The organism is Ottowia thiooxydans DSM 14619 (genome assembly GCF_000422885.1).
Classification (GTDB): domain Bacteria; phylum Pseudomonadota; class Gammaproteobacteria; order Burkholderiales; family Burkholderiaceae_C; genus Ottowia; species Ottowia thiooxydans.
Genome location: NZ_AUGX01000008.1, coordinates 207,464 through 234,455, shown reverse-complemented (window position 1 = coordinate 234,455; position 26,992 = coordinate 207,464). Strand labels below are relative to the sequence as shown.

25 protein-coding genes and 2 tRNA genes are annotated in these 26,992 nt (G+C 57.9%); 12 read left to right on the top strand and 15 right to left on the bottom strand.

Going from position 1 to position 26,992, the window contains the following annotated elements; genetic code table 11:
- Positions 1–20: 20 nt before the first annotated feature.
- Positions 21–620 (bottom strand): helix-turn-helix domain-containing protein, encoded by a 600-nt coding sequence (locus tag G518_RS33900; protein ID WP_051236036.1) that lies wholly within the window; start codon positions 618–620, stop codon positions 21–23.
- Between the two features lie 320 nt (positions 621–940).
- Positions 941–1,093: a hypothetical protein gene (locus tag G518_RS40340; protein WP_169457896.1), complete on the bottom strand. Its 153-nt coding sequence runs from the start codon at positions 1,091–1,093 to the stop codon at positions 941–943.
- Between the two features lie 74 nt (positions 1,094–1,167).
- Here G518_RS40340 and G518_RS39145 point away from each other — a divergent pair, with 74 nt between their 5' ends.
- A complete protein-coding gene (locus G518_RS39145; RefSeq protein WP_028601563.1) occupies positions 1,168–1,479 on the top strand; it encodes a hypothetical protein in 312 nt (103 codons plus the stop codon).
- On the opposite strand, the gene G518_RS0104795 is transcribed toward G518_RS39145, so the two are convergent.
- From G518_RS0104795 to trxB, 4 genes are all read right to left on the bottom strand, one after another.
- A tRNA-Ser gene (locus tag G518_RS0104795) sits at positions 1,465–1,552 on the bottom strand. The two genes, G518_RS39145 and G518_RS0104795, sit on opposite strands and share 15 nt — an antisense overlap.
- A 109-nt stretch (positions 1,553–1,661) precedes the next feature.
- Entirely contained in the window at positions 1,662–1,832 is a 171-nt protein-coding gene (rpmG, locus tag G518_RS0104790; RefSeq protein WP_019425810.1) for a 50S ribosomal protein L33, read from the bottom strand.
- Positions 1,833–1,854: 22 nt separating this feature from the next.
- Positions 1,855–2,088 carry a 50S ribosomal protein L28 gene (rpmB, locus tag G518_RS0104785; RefSeq protein WP_028601562.1) on the bottom strand — a complete coding sequence of 78 codons (234 nt, stop codon included), beginning with the start codon at positions 2,086–2,088 and terminating at the stop codon, positions 1,855–1,857.
- 256 nt (positions 2,089–2,344) lie between these two features.
- Complete coding sequence (gene trxB, locus G518_RS0104780; protein WP_028601561.1) at positions 2,345–3,298, bottom strand: thioredoxin-disulfide reductase; 954 nt, start codon at positions 3,296–3,298, stop codon at positions 2,345–2,347.
- Between the two features lie 140 nt (positions 3,299–3,438).
- On the opposite strand from trxB, the gene G518_RS0104775 reads away from it, so the two are divergent.
- From G518_RS0104775 to lolA, 3 genes are all read left to right on the top strand, one after another.
- Positions 3,439–4,113: a Crp/Fnr family transcriptional regulator gene (locus G518_RS0104775; RefSeq protein ID WP_028601560.1), complete on the top strand. Its 675-nt coding sequence runs from the start codon at positions 3,439–3,441 to the stop codon at positions 4,111–4,113.
- 247 nt (positions 4,114–4,360) lie between these two features.
- Complete coding sequence (locus tag G518_RS0104770; protein WP_028601559.1) at positions 4,361–6,691, top strand: DNA translocase FtsK; 2,331 nt, start codon at positions 4,361–4,363, stop codon at positions 6,689–6,691.
- A gap of 248 nt (positions 6,692–6,939) precedes the next feature.
- Positions 6,940–7,617 (top strand): outer membrane lipoprotein periplasmic chaperone LolA, encoded by a 678-nt coding sequence (gene lolA / locus G518_RS0104765; RefSeq protein ID WP_084651473.1) that lies wholly within the window; start codon positions 6,940–6,942, stop codon positions 7,615–7,617.
- A 66-nt stretch (positions 7,618–7,683) separates the two neighbouring features.
- On the opposite strand, the gene G518_RS0104760 is transcribed toward lolA, so the two are convergent.
- From G518_RS0104760 to G518_RS0104740, 3 genes are all read right to left on the bottom strand, one after another.
- Entirely contained in the window at positions 7,684–9,000 is a 1,317-nt protein-coding gene (locus G518_RS0104760) for a glycerate kinase type-2 family protein (protein WP_051236035.1), read from the bottom strand.
- Positions 9,001–9,019: 19 nt separating this feature from the next.
- The gene (locus tag G518_RS0104755; protein ID WP_156909280.1) at positions 9,020–9,949 is read right to left on the bottom strand and encodes a hypothetical protein; all 930 of its coding nucleotides are present in this window, start codon (positions 9,947–9,949) and stop codon (positions 9,020–9,022) included.
- Positions 9,950–10,741: 792 nt separating this feature from the next.
- A tRNA-Thr gene (locus tag G518_RS0104740) sits at positions 10,742–10,817 on the bottom strand.
- Positions 10,818–10,950: 133 nt separating this feature from the next.
- Between G518_RS0104740 and G518_RS0104735 the strand changes: the two genes are divergently transcribed.
- The 3 genes from G518_RS0104735 (at position 10,951) to G518_RS0104725 (ending at position 14,941) form a co-directional block, all read left to right on the top strand.
- The gene (locus G518_RS0104735) at positions 10,951–11,865 is read left to right on the top strand and encodes a dienelactone hydrolase family protein (protein WP_028601555.1); all 915 of its coding nucleotides are present in this window, start codon (positions 10,951–10,953) and stop codon (positions 11,863–11,865) included.
- Between the two features lie 84 nt (positions 11,866–11,949).
- Positions 11,950–12,909, top strand: a complete 960-nt coding sequence (locus tag G518_RS0104730; protein WP_028601554.1) for a ZIP family metal transporter — start codon at positions 11,950–11,952, stop codon at positions 12,907–12,909.
- A gap of 349 nt (positions 12,910–13,258) precedes the next feature.
- Entirely contained in the window at positions 13,259–14,941 is a 1,683-nt protein-coding gene (locus tag G518_RS0104725) for an IPTL-CTERM sorting domain-containing protein (protein WP_028601553.1), read from the top strand.
- Between the two features lie 304 nt (positions 14,942–15,245).
- On the opposite strand, the gene G518_RS0104720 is transcribed toward G518_RS0104725, so the two are convergent.
- The 3 genes from G518_RS0104720 to rodA form a co-directional block, all read right to left on the bottom strand.
- Positions 15,246–16,772: a phospholipase D family protein gene (locus tag G518_RS0104720; RefSeq protein WP_245597900.1), complete on the bottom strand. Its 1,527-nt coding sequence runs from the start codon at positions 16,770–16,772 to the stop codon at positions 15,246–15,248.
- A gap of 129 nt (positions 16,773–16,901) precedes the next feature.
- Positions 16,902–17,237, bottom strand: a complete 336-nt coding sequence (locus G518_RS0104715; protein WP_028601551.1) for a YegP family protein — start codon at positions 17,235–17,237, stop codon at positions 16,902–16,904.
- A 90-nt stretch (positions 17,238–17,327) separates the two neighbouring features.
- The gene (rodA, locus tag G518_RS0104710) at positions 17,328–18,476 is read right to left on the bottom strand and encodes a rod shape-determining protein RodA (RefSeq protein WP_028601550.1); all 1,149 of its coding nucleotides are present in this window, start codon (positions 18,474–18,476) and stop codon (positions 17,328–17,330) included.
- A 47-nt stretch (positions 18,477–18,523) separates the two neighbouring features.
- Here rodA and G518_RS0104705 point away from each other — a divergent pair, with 47 nt between their 5' ends.
- Entirely contained in the window at positions 18,524–19,108 is a 585-nt protein-coding gene (locus tag G518_RS0104705; RefSeq protein ID WP_028601549.1) for a YqiA/YcfP family alpha/beta fold hydrolase, read from the top strand.
- A gap of 18 nt (positions 19,109–19,126) precedes the next feature.
- On the opposite strand, the gene G518_RS0104700 is transcribed toward G518_RS0104705, so the two are convergent.
- From G518_RS0104700 to G518_RS0104690, 3 genes are all read right to left on the bottom strand, one after another.
- On the bottom strand, positions 19,127–20,971 hold the full coding sequence (locus G518_RS0104700) for a patatin-like phospholipase family protein (protein ID WP_028601548.1): 1,845 nt from the start codon (positions 20,969–20,971) through the stop codon (positions 19,127–19,129).
- 116 nt (positions 20,972–21,087) lie between these two features.
- A complete protein-coding gene (locus tag G518_RS0104695; protein ID WP_028601547.1) occupies positions 21,088–21,555 on the bottom strand; it encodes a hypothetical protein in 468 nt (155 codons plus the stop codon).
- Positions 21,552–21,983 carry a hypothetical protein gene (locus G518_RS0104690; protein WP_028601546.1) on the bottom strand — a complete coding sequence of 144 codons (432 nt, stop codon included), beginning with the start codon at positions 21,981–21,983 and terminating at the stop codon, positions 21,552–21,554. Before G518_RS0104690 ends, G518_RS0104695 begins: the two co-directional genes overlap by 4 nt.
- A 311-nt stretch (positions 21,984–22,294) precedes the next feature.
- On the opposite strand from G518_RS0104690, the gene G518_RS0104685 reads away from it, so the two are divergent.
- From G518_RS0104685 to G518_RS0104670, 4 genes are all read left to right on the top strand, one after another.
- Positions 22,295–24,367: a ribonuclease catalytic domain-containing protein gene (locus G518_RS0104685; protein WP_028601545.1), complete on the top strand. Its 2,073-nt coding sequence runs from the start codon at positions 22,295–22,297 to the stop codon at positions 24,365–24,367.
- On the top strand, positions 24,367–25,248 hold the full coding sequence (locus G518_RS0104680) for an energy transducer TonB (RefSeq protein ID WP_156909291.1): 882 nt from the start codon (positions 24,367–24,369) through the stop codon (positions 25,246–25,248). The genes G518_RS0104685 and G518_RS0104680 overlap by 1 nt, the downstream gene beginning before the upstream one ends.
- A gap of 150 nt (positions 25,249–25,398) precedes the next feature.
- Positions 25,399–26,124, top strand: a complete 726-nt coding sequence (gene mtgA / locus G518_RS0104675; protein WP_028601543.1) for a monofunctional biosynthetic peptidoglycan transglycosylase — start codon at positions 25,399–25,401, stop codon at positions 26,122–26,124.
- A complete protein-coding gene (locus tag G518_RS0104670) occupies positions 26,121–26,756 on the top strand; it encodes a lysophospholipid acyltransferase family protein (protein ID WP_084651471.1) in 636 nt (211 codons plus the stop codon). Before mtgA ends, G518_RS0104670 begins: the two co-directional genes overlap by 4 nt.
- The last annotated feature ends 236 nt before the right edge of the window (positions 26,757–26,992 follow it).

The following is a 26,992-nucleotide window of genomic DNA, read 5'->3' as shown; positions in this document are numbered from 1 at the left end:
GGTGATTTCGCGGCTGCCATCTAGAAGGCGGGACACGCGTTTAATGAAGAGCTAGTCGTTTGCCTCCAGAGCATGGAAACCACTGACGTCGGCCACGCGGTGGTCGGTGTCACGAAAGCGAAATCACCAGAGCGCAGCGTGTCGCCCATGCTGTCGCAGTGTGAGTGCACCAGCTGCAAGGCGCCGGGCCGACAACCGGGCAGGTGTAAAGCGCTCCACTTACGCGATACAGGCACTTCGCCCGGGATCACATCTTCTGTGATGAGGTGGTTGCACTGCCCCAGGCTGCCCGTGGCACTGAGCAACAGCAACGGCAGGTAAATGGCTTTCGAATCCCCAGCCGGAGCGGGTGCGGGGCCAGACAATGTTCTGACTGAACGGTGCCCCGCGAGGATGTAGGCCACGTCAAAGCCAAGGTCTTGGGTGCTTGCGTAGAACTCGGATTTGGGAGAGGCCTTACCCGCTTCCCATCCATAGGTCGTGCTGGCAGACCAACCACCATGATTATCGAGATCCGCAGTCCTTAAGTTGAGCCGCTTGCGCTGACTCCTGAACCTACAGCCATTGTTGACCCTGAGACTATGGTTTTTCGTAGTTGCTTTATCGATTTTCGTCGTCATAGTTGTTTGCTAGGAATTTCCGTAGCAATATTCGGCGAAACATGTAAACACGCCATCTAACACTATGGTACACGCGCCGAAATCGGTGGGGCGCGTTTCAATGTCAACTTGCACTGAGCGATCACAGGCGATGCGCCCCACGCCGGCAGCAAGGCGCTGCTGAAGCAGCGCAAACCCAGTTGGGTGACGGGCTGCAATAGATCGAAACATATGGGCCGCAGGTCGCAGCTGGACGGCTATATGTGCTGGCGCAGCAGATCGGTGGCGGAGCTTTCCCCATAGCCGTGTTTCTGTATGTGGGCGATGATGCGGTCGAAAGGCTATTGCTTGACCGAAACTTCCATCACGCTCTCGTGGTTGAAACCGAAGGAGAGATCGAGTTCATTGAAAGCGATCGGTTCAATATGGTTTTCATCCCGGCAAGCGGAGGTAAGAGCTAGCTCGAAGTTACTGACATCACAAACGACTTGCATTGAAGGCTCCGGTAAGATGAGCAATCCGCCAACGTTGTCAAAATGCTAACAAATGCCGCTGGAGTATTGGCAAAATGCCAACATTTGATAAAATAAGTCAACTAATAGAGCGCGCCAGTCTTGAAGCCGGAGGGCAAAACAAGTTAGCTGCGCTTATAGAAATTGATTCGCCCAGCCTTACGCAGATGAAGCAGGGGAAAAGGCCTACGAACTGGCGCGTACGCGGCAAGCTGCGGGCGATCTTGGGAGAAGACCCCGCTCAAGCTTTCATGGCCGCGATGGCAGAAGACCTGGAGCAGTCGGAAAATGCAGACGAAAAAAAAGCCGCCGATGGCTTGAAGGCCATACTGGCGGCGTTCCCTGAGAGGGATTGGCGGAAGCGGTGAGATTCGAACTCACGAACGGTTTCCCGTTGCCGGTTTTCAAGACCGGTGCAATCGACCACTCTGCCACGCTTCCTGCAACTTGAGACTTGGATTCTAGCTGCTCAAGATGAGCAACTTTCCTCCGACTCTCTTCAAAAAGAAGCCCGCTGCGCACAGCGGGCTCGCTTTTTGGAAAAGCTGAATTACTTCAGCTTGATTTCCTTGTATTCGACATGCTTGCGAGCTTTAGGGTCGAACTTCATGATCGACATTTTCTCGGGCATGGTTTTCTTGTTTTTGCTGGTCGTGTAGAAATGACCTGTGCCGGCAGTGGATTCCAGCTTGATTTTTTCGCGTCCGCCTTTGGATGCCATGATGCTGTTCCTTTAATTAGGTTTAGGCTTGGCCGCGGGCACGCATGTCAGCGAGCACGGCATCGATACCATTCTTGTCGATCAGGCGCAATGCAGCGCTTGACACGCGAAGGCGCACCCAACGGTTTTCGCTTTCGACCCAGAAACGGCGGTATTGCAGGTTCGGCAGGAACCGGCGTTTGGTTTTGTTGTTGGCGTGGGAAACATTGTTTCCGACCATCGGGCCTTTGCCCGTTACTTCGCACACGCGTGCCATGATGTGACTCCACTGTCATCGGCCGTTACTGACGCCGCAAAAATGCGACTCGCTTCGGCCTCACCTCGCCAGAATAAGGGTGGCGGTAACCCGTCAGCCGGCAAGCCAATTAAGGCAAGCCGACCTTCCAAAATCAGCGAGCCAAAAGCCAAGCCAATCCAGAAAAGCCCTCGATTATAGCCAGATTCCTAAGCGTTGGCTCACAGGAGCTTGCCAGCAAGCTTTTTGAGGGGGCTAAAGTGCCCGGCGAAAGCTCTTATTCGCCTTCTTGGTCCAGAAAGCGCTGGGCGTCCAACGCGGCCATGCACCCCGTCCCAGCACTGGTGATGGCCTGGCGGTAAACGTGATCCTGAACGTCGCCAGCTGCAAACACGCCCGGTACAGACGTTTGGGTGGCAAAGCCCTTCAAGCCACCTTGCGTCACGATGTAGCCATTCTCCATGCTCAGGTGGCCCTGGAAAATCTCGGTATTGGGAGAGTGACCGATGGCGATGAAGCAGCCTTTGAGCTCAAGGTCTTCTGTACTGCCATCGGCGGTGCTTTTCAGGCGTATGCCTGTCACGCCAGAGGCGTCGCCCAGCACTTCTTCCAGTGTGCGAAAGGTTTTGAGTTCGATCTTGCCTGCGCGCACCTTGTCCATCAGCTTGTCTATGAGGATGGGCTCCGCGCGAAAACGATCGCGCCGGTGCACGAGGACAACCTTGCTCGCAATGTTGGACAAATAAAGTGCTTCTTCCACAGCCGTGTTCCCACCGCCGACCACGCACACCGGCTGTTCACGGTAGAAAAAGCCATCGCAGGTAGCGCAGGCCGAGACGCCTCGCCCCATGAACGCAGTCTCTGAGGGCAAGCCGAGGTATTTGGCCGAAGCGCCAGTAGCGATAATGAGCGCATCGCAAGTGTAGGAGCCGTTGTCGCCCGTAAGGGTAAAAGGGCGTTGACTGAAGTCGACTTGGCTTATATGGTCGAAGACGATCTCAGTATTGAAGCGTTCCGCGTGTGCCAAAAAGCGCTGCATCAAATCAGGGCCCTGTACGCCATCAACATCCGCAGGCCAGTTGTCGACCTCCGTAGTGGTCATAAGCTGGCCGCCTTGAGCCATTCCAGTGATCAGCAGGGGCTTCAAATTGGCGCGAGCGGCATAGACTGCTGCGGTGTAGCCGGCGGGACCTGAGCCTAGTATCAGGACTTTGGCGTGTTTGGCATTCATTCAATAACTCTTGGGGAAGTTTGCGTGCTACGTTACGATACAACTAAGTGAATCATTCCACATCGCTGCTGAGCACGCGTAAGTAGGGTGATTCTAAGAAGTTGGGGGGAGGGAAGAGTGAAGAGTGGAGATTATTTGATATGACGATGTTGTCGAGTCTCGATCTAATCCGCAGGGTGCCATTGTTCTCGATGCTGACAGATGCCCAGGCGGCATCTGTGGCGGAAGCCGTGGTGAAGCGCCGCTTCAAGCGTGGCGAGACAATTGTTGAGCAGGGTAAAAAGAGCAATGCGCTGTTCATCTTGCTCAACGGCCGGGCTCGGGTCATTACGGCTGACGGCCGAGGTCGTGAAGTCATTCTGGCCACGCTGCAGCCGGGCGATCATATTGGTGAGATGAGCCTGATCGACAACGAGCCGCACTCAGCCACAGTACGCGCCGAGGTGCAGACCGACGTGCTGATGCTTGGCCGCTTGGAGTTCGCTCGCTGTTTGCCGGAAAACTCGTCCATGGCCTACGCCATCATGCGAGGCTTGGTGCAACGCCTGCGCCAGGCTGACCGCAAGATTGAGTCGCTGGCGCTGATGGACGTTTATGGGCGTGTTGCTCGCTCGTTGTTGGAAGCCGCCACCGAGGGCGCCGACGGAGAGTTGCTGATTCGCGACAGAATTTCGCGCCAGGATATTGCCAAGATGGTTGGCGCTTCGCGCGAAATGGTGAGCCGCGTGATGAAGGATCTGGAAGAGCGTGGCTTTATCAAGACACAGGAAACTGGCCTGATTCTTGTCAAAGAACGCTTGACCATGCTGGGCTGAGATTGGTGATCCGCCGGGTGCTGCGGCCCGGCGGGGAAACGGGCCCCTGAGCTTTCTCACTTCGTGAGATTCTCTACCCCCCGAGGGGGTTTTTTTCCCCTTGGGACGGCCCGGCGGGGAAATGACCCCTTGAGCTCCTTCACTTCGTGAGATTCTCTACCCCCCAAGGGGGTTTTTTTCCCCTTGGGGCGGCCCGGCGGGAAAAACCGCCTCTCATGCGGTAAGCTTGATGGCTGTAGTTATATCCATGGCCTACTCACTCAACACTCTCAATACGCCAGTTGGTACACCGGCGCCTCGCACAGGTGCAAGCCGCTTCGCGCAAGAGCTTGTCTTGGTGCTCGGACTTGCCGCGCTGATTTTTTTCATATTGGCTCTTGCCAGCCATTCACCGCAAGACGCCGCCTGGTCTACCTCCGGCTCCGGTGGTCCTATCCGTAACTGGACGGGTAAATTGGGCGCCTGGATTTCAGATCTGGCCTATGTGTTGCTGGGTTTTTCCGCTTGGTGGATTGTGGCTGCGGGCGTCCGCTCCTGGATCTCGGGCGTTGTCAGGTGGTTGAGTGGAGGCGCCGTAGAGGCGCCCACTGATATCTGGGGTAAGTTCTTACACACCCGCGTCGCGTTCTGGATCGGACTTGCGCTGCTGCTCGCTGCCAGCACCGGGCTTGAATGGACTCGCCTTTACCGCTGGGAAGGGCTTTTGCCCGGGTCAGCCGGTGGCGTGCTGGGCTATCTTGGCGGTCCGGTAGCGGTCAAATGGCTGGGCTTTACAGGCTCAGCGCTGCTCGGTATTGCCGCTGGCCTGGTGGGTGCGGCACTGACTTTCCGGTTCTCCTGGAGCCGAGTAGCCGAGCGCATTGGTTCTACCCTGTATTCGCTGCTTGAGACGCGGCGCGAAAAGCGGGAGGTCGCCCAAGACAAGGCGCTGGGACAGCAGGCCGCTCGGGAGCGTGAAGAGGTGGTGCACCTTGAACGTGAGGAAATTGAGGAGCAGCACCCCATTCCCGTTCTGATCGAGCCAGCCATTGCCCCCGTTCCCAAGAGCGAACGGGTCGTGAAAGAGAAGCAAAAGCCGCTATTCACTGATTTGCCGGACAGTCGCCTGCCGCAGGTCGATCTTCTCGATGGTGCTCTGGCGCACCAGGAAACCGTGGCGCCGGAAACGCTGGAGATGACCAGCCGCCTGATCGAGAAGAAGCTGAAGGATTTTGGTGTCGAAGTCCGAGTGGTCATGGCCTCACCGGGACCAGTCATCACGCGATACGAGATTGAGCCTGCAACAGGAGTGAAGGGCTCTCAGGTGGTCAATCTCGCCAAGGATCTGGCCCGTAGCCTGAGCCTGGTGTCTATCCGCGTCATCGAAACGATTCCTGGCAAGAACTTTATGGCGCTGGAGTTGCCCAACGCCAAGCGGCAATCCATCCGTTTGTCTGAAATCCTGGGCTCTCAGGTCTATCACGAGGCCAAGTCCATGCTGACCATGGGCTTGGGCAAGGACATCGTTGGTCACGCCGTGGTCGCAGATCTGGCCAAAATGCCGCATGTGCTGGTGGCGGGTACCACTGGTTCGGGTAAATCGGTTGGTATCAACGCCATGATTCTCAGCCTGCTCTATAAAGCAGAGCCCAAGGATGTGCGCTTGCTGATGATCGATCCAAAAATGCTGGAAATGTCCATGTACGAAGGCATCCCGCATCTGCTGGCGCCGGTCGTGACTGACATGAAGCAAGCTGCCAACGGCCTCAATTGGTGCGTCGCCGAGATGGAGAAGCGCTATAAAATAATGAGCAAGGCCGGGGTGCGAAACCTGGCAGGCTTCAATCAGAAGATAGACGAAGCCAAGGCGCGCGGCGAATTCATCTTCAATCCATTCAGCCTCACCCCAGATGACCCCGAGCCACTGGAGCGCCTGCCTCACATTGTGGTGGTGATCGACGAACTTGCTGACCTGATGATGGTGGTGGGTAAGAAGATCGAGGAATTGATTGCACGCCTGGCCCAAAAAGCGCGGGCTGCCGGCATTCACCTGATCCTGGCCACGCAGCGGCCCAGCGTGGATGTGATCACGGGTTTGATCAAGGCGAATATTCCTACGCGCATCGCGTTCCAGGTTTCCAGCAAAATCGATAGCCGTACCATCCTCGATCAGATGGGTGCTGAAGCACTGCTGGGCATGGGCGACATGCTTTACATGCCGAGCGGCACCGGTTTGCCGATCCGTGTGCACGGCGCGTTCGTCAGCGACGATGAAGTGCACCGGGTAGTCCAATACCTGAAGAGCCAGGGTGAGCCCAATTACATTGAAGGGGTGCTGGAAGGTGGCACTGCCGACGGCGAAGACGGCGGTCTGGGCGAGGGTGGCGAAGGCGGCGGAGAGAAAGATCCTATGTACGACCAGGCTGTAGAGGTCGTGCTGAAGAACCGCAAAGCCAGTATTTCGCTTGTGCAGCGCCACTTGAAGATTGGCTATAACCGAGCTGCACGCTTGGTCGAGGATATGGAAAAAGCGGGGCTCGTCAGCGCCATGAGCGGTAGCGGCCAGCGCGATATCCTGGTGCCGACCCGCAACGAGTAAATTGCTCGCGGCGTACTGCCACGATGTATCCAATCGTTGCGCAGTTGAACCTTGCCCGGGCAGATGCACTCCAAAGGGGGCTGTCGGGCTTGGAGCGCCGATAGCGAGAATGAGCCCCAGCGAGGACAGTTTTCGCTGGATTCGCAGGCCCATAGCCCAAGCTGTGGGTCAAGAAGCCGGGGGAAATGGACTGCTGTGGTTCATTTGCAGCCGGCGATTTCCAAGTCCGGCAGTCTCCTACAGGTACCATGAAATCAAGTGTTTTTTTCACGCGCGGCTTGGTCAAAACCGCCACATTCGCACTCATAGCCGTTGCTGCCTCTACCGGGGCGTGGGCAGGTGGCCTCGAAAGCCTTGAACAGTTTGTGAAGTCCGCCCACTCCGGTAAGGCTGCATTTACTCAAGTCGTCACCGCGCCTGCCAAGCAGGGGCAAACCCCGCGTAGCAAAACGCAAAGCGGCACGTTCGAGTTTCAAAGGCCAGGGAAATTCAGGTTCCATTACGTCAAGCCTTTCGAGCAGACCATCGTCGCTGACGGAAAAACGCTCTGGCTCTACGATGTGGATCTGAAGCAGGTGACTGCCCGCGGTCAGGAGCAGGTCCTGGGGTCTACGCCTGCCGCTATCGTTGCAGCGGCACCTGATGTGAAAGCGCTGGAGAAAGACTTCAGTCTTGCGGAAGAGCCCGACAAAGACGGGCAGCAGTGGATTAAAGCAACTCCTAAAACGCGCGATGGCCAGCTACAAAGCATTCGGGTGGGCTTCAAGCCAGGCACCAAGGGGCCTGAACTTAGCACTCTGGAGATTCAGGACAGCTTTGGCCAGCGCTCCGTGTTGACCTTCACCGCATTCGAAATGAATGCCCAACTGCCCTCCAATGCCTTTCAGTTCACGCCTCCCGCGGGTGTGGATGTGCTGCGCAATTAATCGCCGGGTTTTTGGATCAATCGAACTTGCAGCGCTCTAGGAAAACTCGGTGGGGCTCACCAAGTTTCAGTGAACCAGCAGTGCTCGAAAGTCATTCACGTTGGTATGCGTGGGCCCGGTGATGACGAGATCACCTAGTGCTTCAAAAAAACCATAGGCGTCGTGCCGTGACACGTGATCGGCGAGATCCAGTCCTAGGGTTTTGGCCCTCGTGAGCGTGTCTGGCTTGACGAGGGCGCCAGCGTTGTCTTGCACACCGTCGATCCCATCAGTATCGGCCGCCAGGCCCCAGACCATTTCTTGCCCTTGCAGGGCTTGAGCCAAACCCAGGCAGAACTCACCGGCCCGGCCTCCTCGGCCTGGCTTCGCACCAGGCCTCGTGGCCTGAACGGTGACCGTAGTCTCACCGCCACTTAGAAGCACGCAGGGCTTTGCGAACGGCCCATCGCCGCGCGCCACTGCCCGTGCCAGTGCGGCGTGTACTTTGCCGACCTCGAGAGACTCTCCTTCGATCTCGTCGCTCAGAATGTGTGCAGCTAGGCCCGCTGCGCGGGCAGCCTCAGCGGCGGCCTGAAGGGACTGGCGGGGTGTGGCAATCAGCTTTGCCTCATGGCGCGCGAAAAGCTGGGCGCCGGGCTTGGGTGTCTCCAGTACCCCGTTTTCCAGCGCTTCCCTCACTGATGCAGGGAGGTCTATGCTGTAGTGTGTGGCCACGGCAAGAGCCTCTGCGCAGGTGCTTTCATCTGCCACAGTGGGGCCACTTGCAATGACCGAAAGCTTATCTCCTGGCACGTCACTGATGGCCAGTGTCAACACGTGTGCGGGTCCACAAGCTGCTGCGAGGCGACCACCCGTGATGCGGGAAATGTGTTTGCGCAGCGCGTTCATCTCATGGATGCTGGCGCCGCTAGCGAGCAATTGCCGGTTGATGCGCTGTGCATCTTCCAGACTCAAACCTGCCGCTGGCAGCGTCAAGAGTGCCGAACCACCGCCTGAGATGAGGCAAAGCACCAAATCATCCGCTGTCAATCCTTGGGTCAAGGCCAACAGGCGCTCGGAGGCATGCATTCCCGCGATGTCTGGTACCGGGTGAGCGGCGTGCGCAATCTCGACGCGCGGCACCTGGCCTGCCGGGCGCGGAGCGCTGTGACCATAACGTGTGATGACCAACCCTGAGAGCGGTGCTGCTGCCGGCCACGAGGCTTCCACCGCGTGCGCCATCGCTGCGGCTGCCTTGCCGGCCCCTAAGACCAGTGTGCGGCCTTTGGGTGGAGGAGGTAGGAAACCCGGTAAGCAATGGCTTGGTTGCGCGCGCGCAATAGCGACACGGAGCAGGTGATGCAAAAACTGGAGCGGCGCAGTGGCGTGATCGGGCATTTGCATCGGGTTCGGAGCGAAAGGCTTACTTCACAATCACATTGAAAGGCAGTGGCAGTTGGTAGGTTTCAAGTGAAAACTCGCTCCAGAACTGAAGCCCGCTCAGCTGCAGAGTAGTGGTTGTTTGAGTGCCGTCGAAGCGAAGCGAGCAGATCAGAGGGCTGCCTTGAATTCTTGGTTTGGGCTTGATCACTTGCATTTCGCTGATAGGCTGATTCCACATGACTCGGAGCTGATGCAATTCACTCTCGAACTTGATCATGAGGTCATCCCGCCATTCCGTCAATGTGCTCAGATCTTCTTCTGATAACAAAAGGCCGAAGGGGTGTTTGCTCGGGAGTTCGTCGTTGTAGCGTTTCCACGCCTGTTGAAACGTGGCATCGGCCAGACGAGCGCTATCCGAGGCATGCAGGCGCTGCCCACAATCGTGGGCCCATTCGATCTCCTGATCCGTGAACCGGCGATCGCGTAAGGGCTTTTTTGGCTCATTCCGCACAGCCGCTACAAGGGCTTTCGCAGCACGAACCATGGCGAACCCGGACTGTACCGTTTGGCGGCTCTTGACCGCATCCCGAATGGTCTTGACCTCTTTTAGCTTGTCTGCGAAATCATTCGGAAGCGTGGCCCAGCAATCGGCCAGATCGAGCATTTCATCTTCTGTGAAGGCCAAATGGATGGGGCGGGCCGGGAGGTTTGCTGAATCCTCATTCGGATAGCGACCACGTGCGGTATCGACTATCTGGCGGACCTTTTGTGCCGTGACGGTTTTGTACAACCCCGCGCGGCAAGTTGTTAGCGTGCGCAACTCGTCGATCGTCAGGTGTAGGCGCGAGCGGTGATAGTGCGCGGGCAATGTGTTGCGGAAGTCTTGGTTCTCGTTCTTGCGAAGCCGAGTCAAGAGTTCCACGAGCTCCCGGCGAACGGGATCGGTATGGTTGTCAAGGGTGTCAAACACCTCTTCAGCGTCTCTTATCGCCGCCACAAGGTTCATGAGCTCAAGGGATATTTCCGATCGTCTCGCGATCGGGGTGAAGTGTGATGCTTGCGCGCGCACTGCATCGCCTCCTCTAAAGTCGACCTCATGCCGACCTGCCCTTCGATGGTTTTCTGCAAGAAGTGCGGATCTCTCATGCCCGTGTCCTACCGAAATCCTGTTGGCTTTATGGTGGCCGTGAGGCGCTGATGTGTGTCGGGATGTCATTTTTCAAATCTATTCGGCGGGGTACTTAAGACTCTGGCACCAGTCACCAGGTGCCGAAGTCATTCGGAAAGTCGATGCATGGTCAAGCGCGCGACTTGCTGGCGCGCATTGAGCGCATAGGGGCAAGAAGCAGATCGCAGGATCGGGGAAATCTCATCGAACCTGCTGAAAGTCCGGTGATCTACAGGTAAGTAACCGCTCGCCCTTGAGGGTTCCATTTGTCGGTTGGATGAGGGGCGCGCGCTACCGCCATGTGAAGGCCCGCAGGCCAGTCCTTGACGGCAGGCTGCGTGAACCAGGTTTCGCAGGTGTTTGGCTTGGCGTCTGCGAACTTGCCAAGTCGCTTCTCCGGGGCGAACGCGTTATTTTTCCCCCAGGCTACCAGCCAGCCCCTGTTTTTTTGAGCGCTTCAACTGCACTGCCGCCGTGAGCACGGGTGCCGTTTTTGGGAGCAATATTCACGCGAGACATCTGCAGCCAAGAAAAAACCCGCATCACTTGGAAGTGAAGCGGGTTTGAGGTTTTTTCGTCTGCTGGAGACTATTTTGGTGCCGATGACCGGAATCGAACTGGTGACCTACGCGTTACGAGTGCGTTGCTCTACCAACTGAGCTACATCGGCTAATTTTCGAAAGACAAAATTATAGCCGCAGCATTTGGTAAGGTTCATGCGCGCCCTAAATCGCCTTGGCTGTCGGCGGAAGGCGCTATCCCAGCTAGACTGCAGTGTTTTTACCGACCCAGGAGTGCTTGCCATGCTGAAGACCGATCACGTTCTTGATGCCCAGGCTTTGTTGTCTGCCTCGAACGACCAATCAGGCGGAGCGACTCGCCGCACCGCGCTCAAGATGAGTATCGGCGTCGGTTATGCAGCCTCCACATTGCCCATCATGGCGCAGACGGAGATCAAGACCAGCGCTGATGGTCTGGACGCGGGAGAAGTGACGATCGATGTGGCGGGCTTCAAAATGCCGGCCTACCGCGCGCGGCCAGCCGGCAAAACCAATCTGCCCGTCGTGCTGCTCCTCTCCGAGATTTTTGGAGTGCATGAATACGTGGCAGATACTGCCCGCCGCTTCGCCAAGGCGGGCTATCTTGCCATTGCGCCTGAATTGTTTGTGCGCCAAGGCGATGCTCAGAGCTATGGCGAGATGGCTAAGCTGATGAGTGAAGTGATTTCCAAGGTACCTGATGCCCAAGTCCTGGGCGATCTGGACGCCGCGGTGCTCTGGGCTGCGGCCAACGGGGGCAATACAGACAAACTCGGTGTGACCGGATTCTGCTGGGGAGGGCGCCAGACTTGGCTCTACGCTGCGCACAACCCAAAGGTGAAGGCAGGTGTGGCTTGGTATGGCCGGCTTGTGGGCAATGCCTCGGCACTCACCCCTACCAATCCTGTCGATGTGGCGAACAAGCTAAAAGGGCCGGTGTTGGGGCTTTACGGTGCTGCAGACACAGGAATACCACTTGACACGATTGATAAGATGAAAGAAGCCCTGGCAAAAGCTGGTGAACAGGGCAATGCGGCCGCCAAGGCATCTCAGTTCGTGATTTACCCGGATGCGCCGCATGCTTTCCATGCCGACTATCGGCCGAGTTTCCGTAAAGGCCCGGCTGAAGATGGGTGGACACGCGCCTTGGCTTGGTTCAAGCAACAAGGCGTAGCCTGAGCAGGGGTGCTTCAGGAATGCGAGCCGCTTCGCCGAAGCGGCTTTTTTGTTTTTCGCACGTAGGCGGATGTACCGCGAGCAGTTATGTTATTGATATCGATTCTCTTGGGTACCCTGATTGCGGGTATCGGCAGCGTCTGGATAGCTGCAGCGCTATCCTTCGGTGTGCTCGCGCGCTACACGCAGCATATGCTGAGCATGGCGGCTGGCGCGCTGCTGGCCACGGCTTTCACTCACCTTTTACCCGAGGCATTTGAGAGTCAGATCGATGCGCATTCGCTGTTCATGGTGCTGCTTGGCGGATTGATATTTTTCTTTCTGCTTGATAAGGCTGAGCTGTGGCACCACGGGCATGAGCATGCTCCAGCCCTACCTACGTTAGCCCAAGCGATGCGCGATGACGGAGCGGCTCAGGCTCATCAACACGGCACGCCTCATGATCATGGCGCTCATAGCCACGCCGCTCACGACCACGCCGCTCATGCCTCGGCCGCTCATGGGCATTCACACGGACATACGCACCATGCTACTGGCGGATGGGCCGTGCTTGCCGGAGACACTGTGCATTGCTTCGGCGATGGGGTGTTGATTGCTTCCGCTTTCATGGCGGATACCCGCCTGGGCGTGCTCGCTGCAGTGGCGGTATTGGCGCATGAGGTGCCGCACCACATGGGTGATCTGGCGGTCTTGCGCCAGGCTTCCAGCAACCGCCGTGCAGCCCTTACCAAGGTGTCGCTTGCAGGAGCCATGACGGCGTTGGGCGGTCTGGCAGGCTATGTGCTCGTAGGGCAACTGCACCATTGGCTGCCTTACTTTTTAGTCGTCGCCAGCAGCAGCTTTATCTATGTGGCGTTGGCTGATCTGATCCCGCAGCTACAAAAACGTCTCAGCGCGCCGCAAACTTTAGCCCAACTTACCTGGCTGGCTGTGGGAATGGGGCTAGTGATACTAGTGGGAAGCCTTAGCGGTGAACACGAGCATTCCCATGCCCCGGATCATGAACATCACCATGCGCCAGGTGAGGTGCATGACCACAAGCACTGACGCCTTCAATTTCGAAGCTCGCTGAAAACTCAGCGGGTTTTCATGGATGAAGCGCATCGCACCTATAAGTAGTTAGTTTGCCGAAACGTGATAAGTTTCATGCGTTCGCTTTCTTCATCTCGCTAACTGGTTGTAATTCCCGAACCTGCGCAGTCCAATACTTACTCTGGTTATTTGGGTAGTTTGGTGAAAATGGGGTGGAATCATGACTTGTGCAAAAGTCTCAGTTCGTAGTCTCGCAATCGGGATCTTTGAGGCATTAGCACTCGTTACATTGAGTTCTACGGCGTGGGGTGCGGCCGGTAATCCATTACCTCGCTGCTCGGCAGATGCGCGGTCTTTCTATTTGATGCGCTACTCAGAGGCCCCAAGCACGGCCACCAACACCCCACCTACGACAGCCTTGGAGCTCGCCACAGTGCCAGCAACAGGTGACGTAACCCTCAGCACAATATGGAACGGGGCCACTGCTCCTACCCCATCACAATGGGATGGCTCTGCCGCTGCCGGGGCCACAGTCGCTGCGGGGATGGGAAAAGACGGGTATATCTACGCCATGCGAGCTGTCGGGACTCAGGAAGGCTGGACCTATCCTGGTACATGGGGTCCTCCTGGCAATGCATGGCAAACGCATTCGCGGCGCTACGAAATGCTGCGTTATGGCCGCAGCGGAGTGGACAACCTGGGAATCGTCAGCGGCCTGGGCACCTATCGGACCGTCGCCAACAATCCAGCGACTCAAGTCAATGGAGTGGTGGATAACCGTATTGGGGTCAACTTCAATGCGGCGGACATTCACCCGATAACAGGGGTGATGTATCTCGCCAGCTTTCAGAGCGGCGGGTTCCTCAATAGGCTGTATTTGATCGATGTCACTCAAACACCACCGCAGTACCTGAGTACACTGAATCTGGACGCCAACATTCCGGGCGCTCAGTCTGGTGATTTCGCGATTGACGCCGCAGGCGAATATGCCTACGGCGTTGCCAAAGCGACAGGGTTCCTCGGCACCTCCACCAGTTACCGGATCCGGCTTTCTGACGGCCACGTAGAAAGTCTCACAGCCAATCTCGGCATCTTTCCATTTGGCGCGGCAGCACGGCTTCCCAACGATCCCACGAAGATGGCTTTCTATGGGGCGTTCACTCAGGTCATGAACCTACCGGCGGGAACTTTGGGGGCGATTCAAAATACAGCCTTCTCTGATAGTGCTGACGCTGCATCCTGCTTACCCAAGCTTAAGGCGACGCTTCAATGTACGCCTCTGTCGTTGTTCGACGCGGATGCCAACGTTTCTACGTGCACGGTCACGTTGGATCAGCCTGCACCAGTGGGTGGAATAGACGTGGCGTTGACACCCCCAGCGAGCAACCCTCGCTATAGCACTACATGCGGCACCTCGATCGCCGTTCCTGCAGGGCAGGCCACAGCTCAATGCACCATCACAGCTACGCCGAACACCGTGCCGGCCGATGGCAACGTGACTGCAGACATCGCTCTTGCGGCTCCAGCGGCCACGGCAGACTACGAACTGGGTACCCCAACGAGCGCGGCCGTCTTGGTCCAGAACGACGACGCGCTACTTGCCAGTGTGATCTGCACTCCCACAGATCTTGTGGATTCTGCTGGCAATGTGTCTACATGTACGATAAGCCTGAATGGGCCAGCTCCCGAGGGGGGCATCATGCTGAATCTAAGCCCTCCCGGCGCCAATCCCCGCTACACCACCGATTGTGGAAGCTCGGCGCAGATCGCTGCCGGTGCCAGCCAGACTCAGTGCACCATCACTGCAACGCCCAACACCACGCCAGGCGACGGAGATGTGCAGGCTCCCCTCGCTCTGCTGGCAGGCAATGGTTACTCCCTGGGTTCACCAAATGCTGCCATCGTGAACGTGAAGAACGATGACCAACCCGTCGTGCCACCATCCCGAGACCGGGTTGAACCTGTTCCCACCCTCGGTGAATGGGCTATGTTCTTCCTCAGTCTCTGTATGGTCGGCCTGGCAAGGCGGCGGAATTTTCTACGCTGAGAAACTAGGCTAGGGCGTGTTCACACTAAATTCACCCCCGCGTGAGGTTCTGGCGAGCCGCAATCAAGGCGCAAACCGCAGCCGGGTTGGACACCCGGCGAGGGTTTGCGCGGCCGGCGTCGGCAACGCCGAGTGCGGTTTGCCAGAGCCTCACCCTTCGGGCCGGGGCTTGCCGGGCCGCATTGCCGCGTTGCGCCTCTTGCCAAGGATCGCTACCTTGGCGGCACGCGCGCCTTGCACTACAGCGCGGCCGGCTTCGGTACGGCAAACCCCGGCGCGGGGGCGAATTTAGTGTGAACACGCCCTAAAGCATCTCATCAGGCGCAAACGGCCCAAGCAACCTGAGAATCACACGCAGCATCAGGCTGGCGTCTGGCTCAGTAGTGGCATCGTCAAAATCTGCACCGGGCGGAGCGCGCCAGACCAAACTGTCATCGGCTCCGTCCAAGCCGAGCAGCCAGGCGCCTTCATCGAGCGTCTCCTGAATGAGTTTGCTCGCCTGGGTGGAGAGTGCTCGGCTGCGGATGAGCAAGGCAACTTCGCTGTTTTGCAATTTGGATCGGAGGTCCAGGTTCATTGAACCTATGCTGATCAACCGGCCGTCGATCACAATCAATTTGGCATGCAGGCTGGCTTTGGAGCCGCCACCGGATGAACCAAAGACCGTGCGCGCCATCTGCCGTTGCAAAGCGCGCATCTCATGCACCTCTGCTCCGATCTTGATCAACTCCCGCCTGTAGCGCGCATACCCGACATGGGCCAATGGCGCATCATTTGAAGCCAGGGAATTGGTCAATATGCGTATGCGCACGCCGCGAGCGCGCATCGCGGTGAGCACCTCCATCATCTGGGCGCCCGGCACAAAGTAGGGAGAAACTATCAGCACCTCTTGCCTTGCCTGCTGCATCAAAGAAAGCAGCCCGTCTACCACCGTATCCTGGGCTTTTTCTGTGTGTACTTCGTTTTCCTCTGGAACCAGCTTGGCTGGTTTGTCCACCAGCAACGCCGCAGATGCCCAAATCAGCGGCTCCTTGCGCAAATCCATCGCTGCGGGAAGATCTGCGGCGATCTGCCGAGCGGGTACAGGGGCGTCAGCCTGAGCCGCAGCTTCACGGAGTACTTTCAGCTCATCCTGACTGATGAGCGAAGGTACCGGATAAGCCAATTTATCGTTCCAATAGCGGTCAAAACTGCCAGACATCTCTTGAACTATTGGCCCCGCAGCCAGCACATCCATATCGATGAAGTTGCTCTCCTCTGAATAGCCGAAATAGGCATCACCCAGATTGCGCCCGCCGGTGATACCCCATGCGTTGTCGGCGATATACAGCTTGTTGTGCATGCGGTGCTGAATTCGCGTGAAGTCATTCAACGCACCAAGCGCGCGCAAGGTGCCAGAGCCGCGCCCGCCAGGAATGGGGTTGAACATGCGCATTTCCACCCCTGGCACGAAGGCCATGCGCATCACCTGCGCGTTCTGTCCGGTGGAGTGGAAGTCATCCAGCAAGATGCGTACCCTGACACCCCGGGCCGCTGCCGCACGCACCGCACGCAGCAATTCCCTCGTGCTGGGGTCAGAGTGGATGGCGTAGTACTGGATATCGAGGGTTTTTTGAGCCTGTTGGGTCAATGCCAAGCGACTCGAATACGCCGATTCTGCGGAATCGATCAGCGTAAAACCTGAAACGCCGGGGCGCGCTGCCGGGCGACGAGACTTCGCCAAGTCACCAAGAGGTGTGGCCACATCTGGCTGCAGCGCTCTGGAGACTGGCCTGGCCACATCAACCGGTAAGCTGCTACACCCCACGAGCGCCAGTAGGGCGCACGCCATCAGGCATACCACCCAGCTACGACGAAATTCGAACCGGAGGCAAAAAAAACTATGGGAAAGCGCTGGGGACATGCTGCGCACATGATAGTGCGCGACTGTGTATCCAGTGCATTGCGCTTTCCCGAAATATCAGACGGTCTGATCGTCTACGGTGGCGTCCGGAGCGTTTTGCACGCAAGAAGCGATGCCGCCATCACGCGCGGATTCGCTGGAATACATCTGGCTTTGCCCTATGACCTGGTGGTTGGCCGCTTTGAGCGTGAAATAAGGAGACCCGTCCTTGCCGGTGAGTTTTTCGTAATTGGCTGCATTGCCGCCGTTCTTTTTCACAGATTCGATGCCTCCCTGTGCACTCCCCTTGGCCTCGTACATCTCGCTGCTCAGGATGATCTGACCGTTACTGGCGTGGAGATTGAAAAAAAACTTCTCGTTCTTCGATTTCTTGAGTTCGAACTTGCCTGCCATGAGAATTCCTTCCTGAATGAATGTGGGCGCATTTTGGCCCGGCCTACCGCGCTTTACAAGTGAGCGAAAACCCGGCCGTAAGCACGCGCTTTAGTTGGACCGCCTGGATTTGGCGATGGACATCAAGATTCCCAACCCCAAACCCAGCGTCACCATGGCGGTTCCACCATAGCTGATGAAGGGAAGCGGCACACCCACCACAGGCAAAATTCCGCTGACCATGCCCATGTTGACGAAGGCGTAGGTGAAGAAGATGCTAGTCACGCCAGCCGCCAGGAGCCTGGAAAACAGCGTAGACGCTTCAGCCGCGATCATCATGCCGCGAGACACGAGGAAAATGAAGCCGGCGATCAAAGCCAGGTTGCCAAGAAGGCCAAACTCCTCCGAGAACGCGGCGAATATGAAATCTGTGGTGCGCTCAGGTATGAATTCCAGGTGCGTTTGCGTGCCCTGCATGAAGCCCTTGCCATGCAAGCCCCCGGAGCCGATCGCTATCATGCCTTGCAAAATGTGGAACCCCTTTCCCAGAGGATCGCGGGAGGGATCAAGCAGCGTGCAGACCCGTTGTTGCTGGTATTCGTGGAGCACCGGCCAACGGACGCCCTCCGCGCATATCTGGGGCTCATAGGCAACGATCATCACGATACCGATGACTCCCGCCAGCACTGGTGGCACAACCAACTTCCAGGGAAGGCCTGCAAAGAAAATCACCGCCAACCCGGCAGACATCACTAGCAGCGCGGTCCCCAGATCCGGCTGCTTCATGATCAGCCCCACTGGCACCGCCAGCAATATGAACGCGATGACGAAATCGAGCGGCCTTTTGTGCCCCTCGCGCTGCTGAAACCACCAAGCCAGCATGAGCGGAGTGGCGATCTTCAGTAGCTCACTCGGCTGGATCACCACCCCGACATTAATCCACCGCTGCGCCCCCTTTTTCGTAATGCCGAACAGCGCTACGGCCACCAGGAGAGCCACACCGAACGCATAGAGCGGAGGCGCCAGGGCCATGAGCCGCTGCGGGGGGATCTGGGCGACCACGAACAGGATGCCAGCCGCCAATATCATGTTGCGGCCATGATCGAGAAAGCGCGTGCCATGGTCAAAGCCAGACGAGTACATGGCCAACAGGCCGGCGCTCGCCAACAACATGACCGCCAACAGCAGCAGCCAATCAAAGCCGCGCAGCACAGGCAGCATGCGTTGCCACAGGGGGGGTCGTTCTATCACTACAGGCATGACGAATTATCCGCTCTGAAGGGCATGACCACCACTACCATTGAGCCATGAGCACCACTCACCTTATTTACTTGCACGGATTCCGCTCCTCACCTCAATCAGCCAAGGCGCGCCAAATGGCAGCCCGCGTGGCGACCGAGTACCCCGATGTCACTTGGTGGTGCCCGCAACTCCCTCCCTCGCCCGCCCAGGCTGCCACCTTGATCGATCAAGGCACGGCGAACTGGCCCTCTGAACATATGGCGGTGGTTGGCTCCTCCCTGGGAGGTTTCTATGCCACCTGGCTAGCTCAGCGGCGTGGGTGCAAAGCGGTGGTGATCAACCCAGCCGTGGACCCCGCACGCGATTTGGCGGCCTACATTGGGGAGCAAAGCACGTGGCACGATCCAGCTGAGCATTTTTTCTTCCGGCCTGAGTACATTGATGAGTTACGCAAGCTGGAAAGCGGCGCAATTGTGGAGCCAGACCGCTTCTTCGCGCTTATTGCAAAGGGCGACGAACTGCTTGACTGGCAAGAAATGGCTTCGCGCTATGCCGGCTGCCACCTTAAGTTGCAGGAAGGTGGTGACCATGCGATGTCAGACTTTGACCAGCACATTGGCGATGTGCTGGAGTTCCTGAGCCTTCAATAGAACGCGGCAGGGGCAGACTCAAGCAAACCCTCCAATCGGAACCTGTGCCAACGCCAACTCGTGAATCACACTGTCTCTCGGCGCCATATTCGGCTCATTTTGCTGATCATTCGAGATGGCCATGTGGTACAGCGACAGTTGGGCGCGATAAGCGGGGTCAGTCACATAGTCCTGATAGTCAAAGGGACTTGGCGCGCCCCCTCGTTTTAACTCCGCCTTCTCCGAATTTGTGAGCAAGGAGAAACACTCTTGCACGCTGTTGCAATCCACCGCGTAGGCTTGGCCTCGGCGCTGATCAATTTGCTCAAGTGTCTTGAGCGTGGACATCAGCTTGGCCTTTTCAACCCGCTCGGGTGAGGCGCGAAGATCCAGGGTGCCCATATCGCCGTGAAAAATCACGAACGCGTTAGGGCCCATGTCCCGGACCTTGGAGTCGTCGCTAGCGGCCGCCTGCCCGTAGTTTGGGTTGCCGCTTAGCATGGACACGATCCAATCGATGAAGCCGCTGCGTTCTGCCGGGGGCCGGTGCATCACATCGTATGCCTTACCGGCCTCATCGAAAGTCATGATGGCGGTCCGCGAGCGGGCCTCCTCCGCATCCCTTCCTTGCAGATTGCCCATGATGACTTCGGTGGGCATGTTGCTACCCACCCCACCATCCACAAAGGTGCGAACGCCCAGCCCATCACCGGGATCCACGGTGACGGGTTTGAATATGATGGGAAAGCTCATGGAAAGGCGCCCGGCAACGGCAATGGGCATGGAGGGCGTGCTTTCCGCGCTGAAATAGCTCATGCGGTTGTTCGTATCATCCCAGCCCGTGAGCACCAACTCTTTGAATATGGTGGGGTCGAGGCGGTGCATCCGTGCCAGATCGCCAAACGTAATCATCTGGGCGGTACGATCCGTCCCGAAATCCTGCGCCCGTAAGCCGGCCAGACGAGCCACTGCTGCATGGCCTTCTGAATCGCGCAAAGCCAGGAATTTCTGCTGGAACTCCCGGTTATTCCAGTTTTCCTTGAGATAGGCGGAAACATTGCCGGCAGAGACTTCGTCAAGCAATTCGAGGGCGCGGCCCGCATGAAACCCGATCCGGCAGCTCAGGTCGATGCCCGGATAGCGCTCTCCAAAGTTCTCGGGCTTGTTCCTGAATGTGGTCATGTCGAGCCCAACGGCCAACCCTGAAAATGCTTGGGCATCTTGACCGCTGGCCAGACTCACTGCGGTAAGAGCGCCTACCGAAGTTCCTACAATCTTCTTCAGATTGGTCAGTAAACCTGCTTGCTCCATCTCCACCAGTGCCGGTGCATTACCCACGCCCTTGGCTCCACCGCCACGCAGCACCAGATTCTCGATGCGTGGTGCCGGCCGAATCAGTTGAATGGATTGGTCGGCGCGGATGACGATCTGGGGACGAAGGTCAGACATGGGTTCGTCAACCAGCCGTGCGCGCAAGGCGTGCGCTTGCAATTGCATCAACGCCAATTGCGCCTCGTCATTGGCGCGTGCAACGGTTTTGAGCAGCTCCTCCTCACGGATCTTGCCGTCACCTCGGGCTATGGCTTCCTCCATGGTGTTATCTAGCGAGTCCCTCAGGATCTGTTGCATCAGGCCCTGTGCCCTGTCCATCAAGCCGGCCCGGTGCGACAAAGGGACGTCTTGACCCAGAGCGCTGGCTTGTTCCTGGAAAAAACTCTTGAAAACCTCGCGAACGTTGATGAGGCTCTCCACGCCTTTTACAGGCCTGCTGAACAGCCCTTTGAGCCTATCCCATAGCCCTCGAGAGCCCTCCGCATCCACGGCGAATTGCCACCGTGGGGTATGGCTACCATTCCCTTGAACCGTGCTTGTGAGTACCTTCATGTTGCTTCCTGTTCAGATGGTTTCAGAAAAAATGGGGGCAAGTCGTCATTGAAAGTGGGTCGGACTCAGGGGCTCGAACGAATCCGGCACGAGGGATTCACTCACTCCTTCTCAGTTCAGTGCAGGCGGCGCTCTCGCTCGGAGGCTGAGCCTTCCCCAGCGTCTTCGCCCCCCTCATGAGTGCTCAATAAGGCTCTCACTCGCCGCCCTTGCTCCACTAACCTGGAGAGCCAAGTCACAAAGGAAACGGCTTGCAGCCGCTCCAGCGCTTGGCTGGCGTGCACCAGAATGAGGCCTCTGCTGTCCATGCCAATACGCAGCGCCTGGCCAGACAGCGTGGCCTGATTCATCAAGAGAAGCGCCTTGACCAAGGTACGGCGGGCAGCCCCAGTCAGCGGTGCGGCGTCGTAACACCAGACATCGATGGCGACATCCGTCCCATTAGGGTGAAGCGAAACGGAGACGGGCAAGCCGCCTTCGAACACCAGGTCGAAAGAGCGCGGCGTAGAAAGCACCAATGGGACTTCCAAGCCATCGATCAGCCGCTGGAAAGCCACGTTGGGGACGAAAGCAGTGCCATTCATACAAACTCCCATGAAAACTGGCGCTTTGTTGCGTTCATAGAGGGCGCGCGAATGGATGCCGCAACCATGAGAGCCTGCAAACGGCTCAGCGCACGCCCCAGGCCCGCTTCCACCTGTTTGGCATCTCCTGTTTCGCGAAGGGTGAATGCGATGCAGTTCCAGCCGTCTTCGTCGATCCCACCGGAGAGGCCTTCGGTCCAGCGCGTTTCGGCACTGAGGCCCAGAAGCAGCGATTCCACGGCGTCGGCATGGGCGGTGGTGCGAGGCACGGGCCGCTGTGCCACGACGGCCATCAAACCAGGCTCTCTTGACACGCTCAGCAGGCGCACTTCATGCCGCTCATCAAGGGGAATGTGCAGCCACTGGCCAGGCTGCAGGTTGTAAGTGCTCTCTGAAAGAGCAGCGGCGATGGCGGAAAGAGAGTTCATCTCAAACTTGATTGCAAAGTCCCTCAGCACTCCCGAAAGCTGACTCGCAAACGCGCTTTGCGAGAAGGCCTTCGTTCAAGATTGCTTGAGTCATGACAAGCATCATTTCAGCCAATTCGAGTTTGGCAAAGCAGGTTTTATACGTATCGAAATAACATTAAAGTATGTATATACTTCTTATCAAATTTTTAAAAGAATACTTAGATACCTAAAATTTAATAGAGAGTTGCTCATCTCCAAGATGGTTCGCAGTTCAGCAACAAGCTGCGATCAAGCTTGGCGGGTACCCAAGGTGCGAGACAATGCGGGTCATGTTTGCATTGTTTGATGAAGCCGGGAAATTCCTGGCAGGAAAAATACTCTCCGAAACCGATTCGTCGGCCCAAGTGGAACTTGATTCGGGTAAACGCCTGAAGGTCAAGTCCGCCAATCAGTTGCTGCGCTTCGAAAAACCCGCGCCTGCCGCCCTGATAGCTGACGCCTCAGCACTGGCAGCAGAGATCGAGTTGCCACTGGCCTGGGAGTTCGCGCCCGAGGAGGAGTTCGGCTTCGCCGAACTTGCCAGTGAGTACTTCGGCAATACACCCGGGGTAATTCAGCAGGCCGCCATGCTTATGGCGCTACAAGAAGCTCCCCATTATTTCCGGCGAGCCGGAAAAGGACGTTTTCGCCGGGCACCAGCCGAGATCGTTGCTCAGGCGCTGGCTGCCATTGAAAAGAAAAAGCAGATTGCCGCGCAGATCACCGCATGGGCAGCAGAACTCGGTGAAGGGAGTTGCCCTGCCCCCATTCGCGAACAGCTCTACAAGATCCTGTTCAAGCCCGACAAAAACGCGCCCGAATACAAAGCCGTGGTGGAGGCAAGCCGTGCCACTCGCGCGGCGCCTCTGGCGCTGCTGCAAAAGGCAGGTGCCATCGAATCGGCCTACCAGTTTCACTGGCAGCGTTTTCTGTTCGATAACTTCCCCAAGGGCACGGGCTTCGCGCCGCTGGCAGCGCCCGTTATCACCGAGGAGTTGCCACTCGCTACGGTGCAGGCCTACTCGATCGACGATTCACAGACCACCGAGATCGACGATGCCCTCTCCCTTCAGGGATTGGGTAGCGGCACGGTGATTCTGGGCATTCACATAGCGGCCCCCGCGCTGGCCATCCAGCCAGGCGACCCCTTGGACGACGTCAGCCGAAGCCGACTTTCCACCGTCTATATGCCCGGCTACAAGATCACCATGCTGCCGGACGACGTGGTGCAAACCTATACCTTGAGCGAAGGGCGAGCAGCCCCGGCGGTGTCGCTTTATGTCACGCTCGATGAGGCCACGCTTGAGATCAAGAGCAGCGAGACGCGCCTGGAGCGCGTGCCGATTGCAGCCAACCTGCGGCATGACCAGCTGGATCACCTCATCACCGCGGAATGGTTGGCGCAAACCGATGCCCCAAACGACGCAGAAAGCGCGTCGCTTCCCATCAAACGTGAGGCGCTGTCCTTCCTGTACGCCCTCGCCAAGCACCTGAAGGCCAGGCGAGAGGTGGTGCGTGGCAAACCTGAAACTTTCAACCGCCCTGACTACAACTTCAGGCTGATCGGCAACGACGGGGAAATCCCCAAAGGGAATGAGACCGTTCAGATCACCACGCGCCAGCGCGGTGCGCCACTCGATTTGATGGTCGCGGAAATGATGATCCTGGCCAACAGCACCTGGGGGCAATGGCTGGCCAGCCTGGGAGTACCGGCGATTTACCGCAACCAGGCCAGCATGGCGCCAGGCGTGAAGGTGCGCATGGGCACCAAGGCACTGCCCCATGCGGGCATTGGCGTGCCAAGCTACGCCTGGAGCACCTCGCCCCTGCGCCGCTATGTCGATCTGGCGAACCAGTGGCAAATCATTGCGGCCGCCCGCCACGGGCAGACGGCCGCGCTGGTAGCGCCTTTCAAGCCCAAAGACGCGCAGCTGTTTGCCATCATCAGCGCCTTCGATGCCGCCTACAGCGCCTATAACGCGCATCAATCGAGCATGGAACGATTCTGGACATTGCACTACCTGCGCCAGCAAGGAATCACGGAGCTGACCGCCAGTCTCCTGCGGGAGCAAGGCGGTGGTGCATGGCTCGCGCGCGCAGATGAACTGCCGCTGGTGTTCACCGTGATGGGCGCCCAGGGCTTACCGAGGGGCACCAGTGTGCGGGTAAAACTGGGTGACATTGATGACATCGCACTCGACGTAGGCGGCACGGTCCTGGAAGTGCTGACCGATAGCAGCGCTGAAGCCAGCGACGCCAACAACGAGGCCGAAGACGAAGACGATGACGCCGCCGCTGGCCCGATTGCGATCGCGGTCGACGTGAACGAAGCCGAAGCATCCAACGATAATTCAACCCCGTGATCGGCCGCTTCCTCAAGTCACTCTCTGTCCTCCAATGGGCGTTGGGAATATCGTTCGTAGTGCATGCCGTACTACTGACGGTGCGCTTTGTCGACCCCGAAGGCTTCAAGCGGGTGTTCGAAGAGTCGCCTCTTGAGGTGATCCTGGTCAACGCCAAATCAGACACCAAACCAGAAAAAGCCCAGGCGCTTGCGCAAGCCAGCCTGGCAGGTGGCGGAGAATCGGCCGAAAAGCGCATTGCCAGCACACCCCTACCCCCGAGCGTGGTCGAGGTTCAGGGCGACAGCGCCATCGACCAGAACCAGCGCAACATCGATTCCATGCTGCAACAGCAGGAACAGCTGATGGCGCAAATACGTGACCAGATGGCGGCTCTCCCCCCGCCCGAGCAGGAGCAGAAGAAGGCCAGCCCGGAGGCCCAGGCGCAGGAGGAAAAACGCAGGCAACTGGCCAAGATGCTGGCGGCTATCGAAAGACGGGTAGAAGAAGAAAATTCGCGCCCCAAGAAACGTTACCTTAGTCCCGCCACGCTGGGAACGACTTACGCCCTGTACTACGACGAGCTGCGGCGCAAGATCGAAGCACGAGGCACGCGCAACTTTCCTGAAGTGGCAGGCCGAAAGCTCTACGGCGAATTGATGATGGCTCTGCTGGTCAACCATGATGGGCGAATCCTCGACGCCCGGGTAGTGCGCGGCTCCGGCAACCGCGTGCTGGACCGGCTGGCCGAAGCCATCGCGCAGGCGGCGGCTCCCTTCGGGAGTTTCAGCACGGCCATGCGCAAGGAAACCGATCAGATCGACATCACGGCGCGCTTCGTATTCACGCACGAGATGACTTTGGAAACGGCGCTACTAGATGAAGCTCCAACAGGTAAATGATTTCCTGGGGAGCCCCTGCAAAACCCGTTGGGGATGCAGGACGCTGGCGCCCGAAGCGGCTTCGGCGGTCGCAGAGTGCATGGGCGCTGCGACACTTCACCCTCACCTTCTCCATAGGGGGAAGGAAGTCCCACCACATTGCTCGTGAAAATGCGCAAAGTTGTTCATTGGCTACTGCTCGTAGCACTATCCTTGCTGATGCTGGAGTTGTTTTTCATCGGCCGTATCGCGCTGATGGTGGTGATTGACCCTCAGTCCACCAGCTTTCAACGTTCGGAAGCCTGGCGCCTGGCCACTGACGGCAGGCTCCGTTGGCGTCAGCAATGGCTCCCCTACGACGCGATTTCGGACAATTTGAAACGCGCCGTGATCGCCTCGGAAGACGATGATTTCATCAACCACGACGGCGTGGAGTGGGAGGCCATTGAGAAAGCCTGGGACCGCAATGCCAAGGCTGAGGAAGCCGCCGCCAAGCGCGCGGAAAAGAACCTCCCGGCGCGGCAGGTGAAGATCCGCGGGGGATCCACCATTACCCAGCAATTGGCCAAGAACCTGCTGCTGTCAGGAGAACGCACGCTGCCGCGGAAAGGGCAAGAATTGGTACTGACTTACGCCTTGGAAAAACTGCTCGACAAGCAGCGCATCCTGGAGATCTATCTCAACAATGTCGAATGGGGCGAAGGCGTTTTTGGTGCCGAAGCGGCCGCACGGCACTACTTCAAGAAAAGCGCTTCGCAACTGAGCGCTTATGAGGCTGGGCGTCTGGCCGTCATGTTGCCCAGGCCACGTTATTTCGAGAAGGTTCCGCGCTCGGCCTATTTGAACCATCGCGCGCAAGTGATCATGACGCGCATGCGCAGTGCTGAATTACCATGAAACTATTCCTAGGTAATCAGCTGGCCGCCAAGGCCATGGGCTATCTCTTACTCGGCATCGTGCGGCTACTTACGGGGGCGCAGGCGCGTTGGTACGGCGCGCCACCCAAGGCAGAGCAACGCATTTACTTCGCAAACCACCAAAGCCACGCCGACCTGGTGATGATCTGGGCGGCACTTCCGGAAGAGTTACGTGGCATCACGCGCCCTATCGCCGCCAAGGACTACTGGACCAAAAGCAACTTCCGGCGCTGGATCACCACGTCTGTATTCAACGCCGTTTACGTGGAACGCGAACGCAAGGGCGATGAAGATCCGTTGCAGCCGCTGATAGATGCGCTGACGAGCGGTGATTCGCTCATCATCTTTCCAGAAGGCACGCGCGGCAACGCACCCGAGCCGCAACCGTTCAAAGCCGGTTTGTACAACCTCGCACAGAAGTTTCCTGAAGTCGTGCTCGTGCCAGCCTGGATCAACAACGTCCAGCGCGTGATGCCCAAGGGGGAAGTGGTGCCGGTTCCTGTGCTGTGCTCGGTCACCTTTGGCGTACCGATCCGATTGGAACCTGATGAGGAGCGGCGCTCATTTCTCGATCGTGCGCGGCAGGCGGTCATAGCTCTGAGAGACATATAACCTTGAAACGGCAATTGACCGCTTTATAGCTGCACAAAATCCGCATGAATACAGGCTTTACGCGATTAGCGTCCGTTCACTCCTCAGGTGAGAGCGCTACACACCCGATCAGACCGACCTCAAACGCGCTGGCGGCGTTGCTCGTTCTTGCAGGCACTAGCCTGTCGCGTCCTCTCGTCTTGCCAGCCCGCTTGATGCCGACCTGCTCGGGCGTGTTCAACTGCCGTTTCCAGCTT

Excerpts from the sequence above, each read along its gene's own strand:
- G518_RS0104730 (WP_028601554.1), top strand. The coding sequence starts at position 11,950 with ATGTTATTGATATCGATTCTCTTGGGTACCCTGATTGCGGGTATCGGC.
- trxB (WP_028601561.1), bottom strand. The coding sequence starts at position 3,298 with ATGAATGCCAAACACGCCAAAGTCCTGATACTAGGCTCAGGTCCCGCC.
- mtgA (WP_028601543.1), top strand. The coding sequence starts at position 25,399 with ATGCGCAAAGTTGTTCATTGGCTACTGCTCGTAGCACTATCCTTGCTG.
- rodA (WP_028601550.1), bottom strand. The coding sequence starts at position 18,476 with ATGCCTGTAGTGATAGAACGACCCCCCCTGTGGCAACGCATGCTGCCT.
- G518_RS0104715 (WP_028601551.1), bottom strand. The coding sequence starts at position 17,237 with ATGGCAGGCAAGTTCGAACTCAAGAAATCGAAGAACGAGAAGTTTTTT.
- rpmB (WP_028601562.1), bottom strand. The coding sequence starts at position 2,088 with ATGGCACGCGTGTGCGAAGTAACGGGCAAAGGCCCGATGGTCGGAAAC.
- G518_RS0104695 (WP_028601547.1), bottom strand. The coding sequence starts at position 21,555 with ATGAATGGCACTGCTTTCGTCCCCAACGTGGCTTTCCAGCGGCTGATC.
- lolA (WP_084651473.1), top strand. The coding sequence starts at position 6,940 with ATGAAATCAAGTGTTTTTTTCACGCGCGGCTTGGTCAAAACCGCCACA.
- G518_RS0104720 (WP_245597900.1), bottom strand. The coding sequence starts at position 16,772 with ATGGCGTGCGCCCTACTGGCGCTCGTGGGGTGTAGCAGCTTACCGGTT.
- G518_RS33900 (WP_051236036.1), bottom strand. The coding sequence starts at position 620 with ATGACGACGAAAATCGATAAAGCAACTACGAAAAACCATAGTCTCAGG.
- G518_RS0104725 (WP_028601553.1), top strand. The coding sequence starts at position 13,259 with ATGCGCTACTCAGAGGCCCCAAGCACGGCCACCAACACCCCACCTACG.
- G518_RS0104685 (WP_028601545.1), top strand. The coding sequence starts at position 22,295 with ATGTTTGCATTGTTTGATGAAGCCGGGAAATTCCTGGCAGGAAAAATA.
- G518_RS0104670 (WP_084651471.1), top strand. The coding sequence starts at position 26,121 with ATGAAACTATTCCTAGGTAATCAGCTGGCCGCCAAGGCCATGGGCTAT.
- G518_RS0104760 (WP_051236035.1), bottom strand. The coding sequence starts at position 9,000 with ATGCAAATGCCCGATCACGCCACTGCGCCGCTCCAGTTTTTGCATCAC.
- G518_RS0104705 (WP_028601549.1), top strand. The coding sequence starts at position 18,524 with ATGAGCACCACTCACCTTATTTACTTGCACGGATTCCGCTCCTCACCT.
- G518_RS0104770 (WP_028601559.1), top strand. The coding sequence starts at position 4,361 with ATGGCCTACTCACTCAACACTCTCAATACGCCAGTTGGTACACCGGCG.
- rpmG (WP_019425810.1), bottom strand. The coding sequence starts at position 1,832 with ATGGCATCCAAAGGCGGACGCGAAAAAATCAAGCTGGAATCCACTGCC.
- G518_RS40340 (WP_169457896.1), bottom strand. The coding sequence starts at position 1,093 with ATGCAAGTCGTTTGTGATGTCAGTAACTTCGAGCTAGCTCTTACCTCC.
- G518_RS0104775 (WP_028601560.1), top strand. The coding sequence starts at position 3,439 with ATGACGATGTTGTCGAGTCTCGATCTAATCCGCAGGGTGCCATTGTTC.
- G518_RS0104690 (WP_028601546.1), bottom strand. The coding sequence starts at position 21,983 with ATGAACTCTCTTTCCGCCATCGCCGCTGCTCTTTCAGAGAGCACTTAC.
- G518_RS39145 (WP_028601563.1), top strand. The coding sequence starts at position 1,168 with ATGCCAACATTTGATAAAATAAGTCAACTAATAGAGCGCGCCAGTCTT.
- G518_RS0104700 (WP_028601548.1), bottom strand. The coding sequence starts at position 20,971 with ATGAAGGTACTCACAAGCACGGTTCAAGGGAATGGTAGCCATACCCCA.
- G518_RS0104735 (WP_028601555.1), top strand. The coding sequence starts at position 10,951 with ATGCTGAAGACCGATCACGTTCTTGATGCCCAGGCTTTGTTGTCTGCC.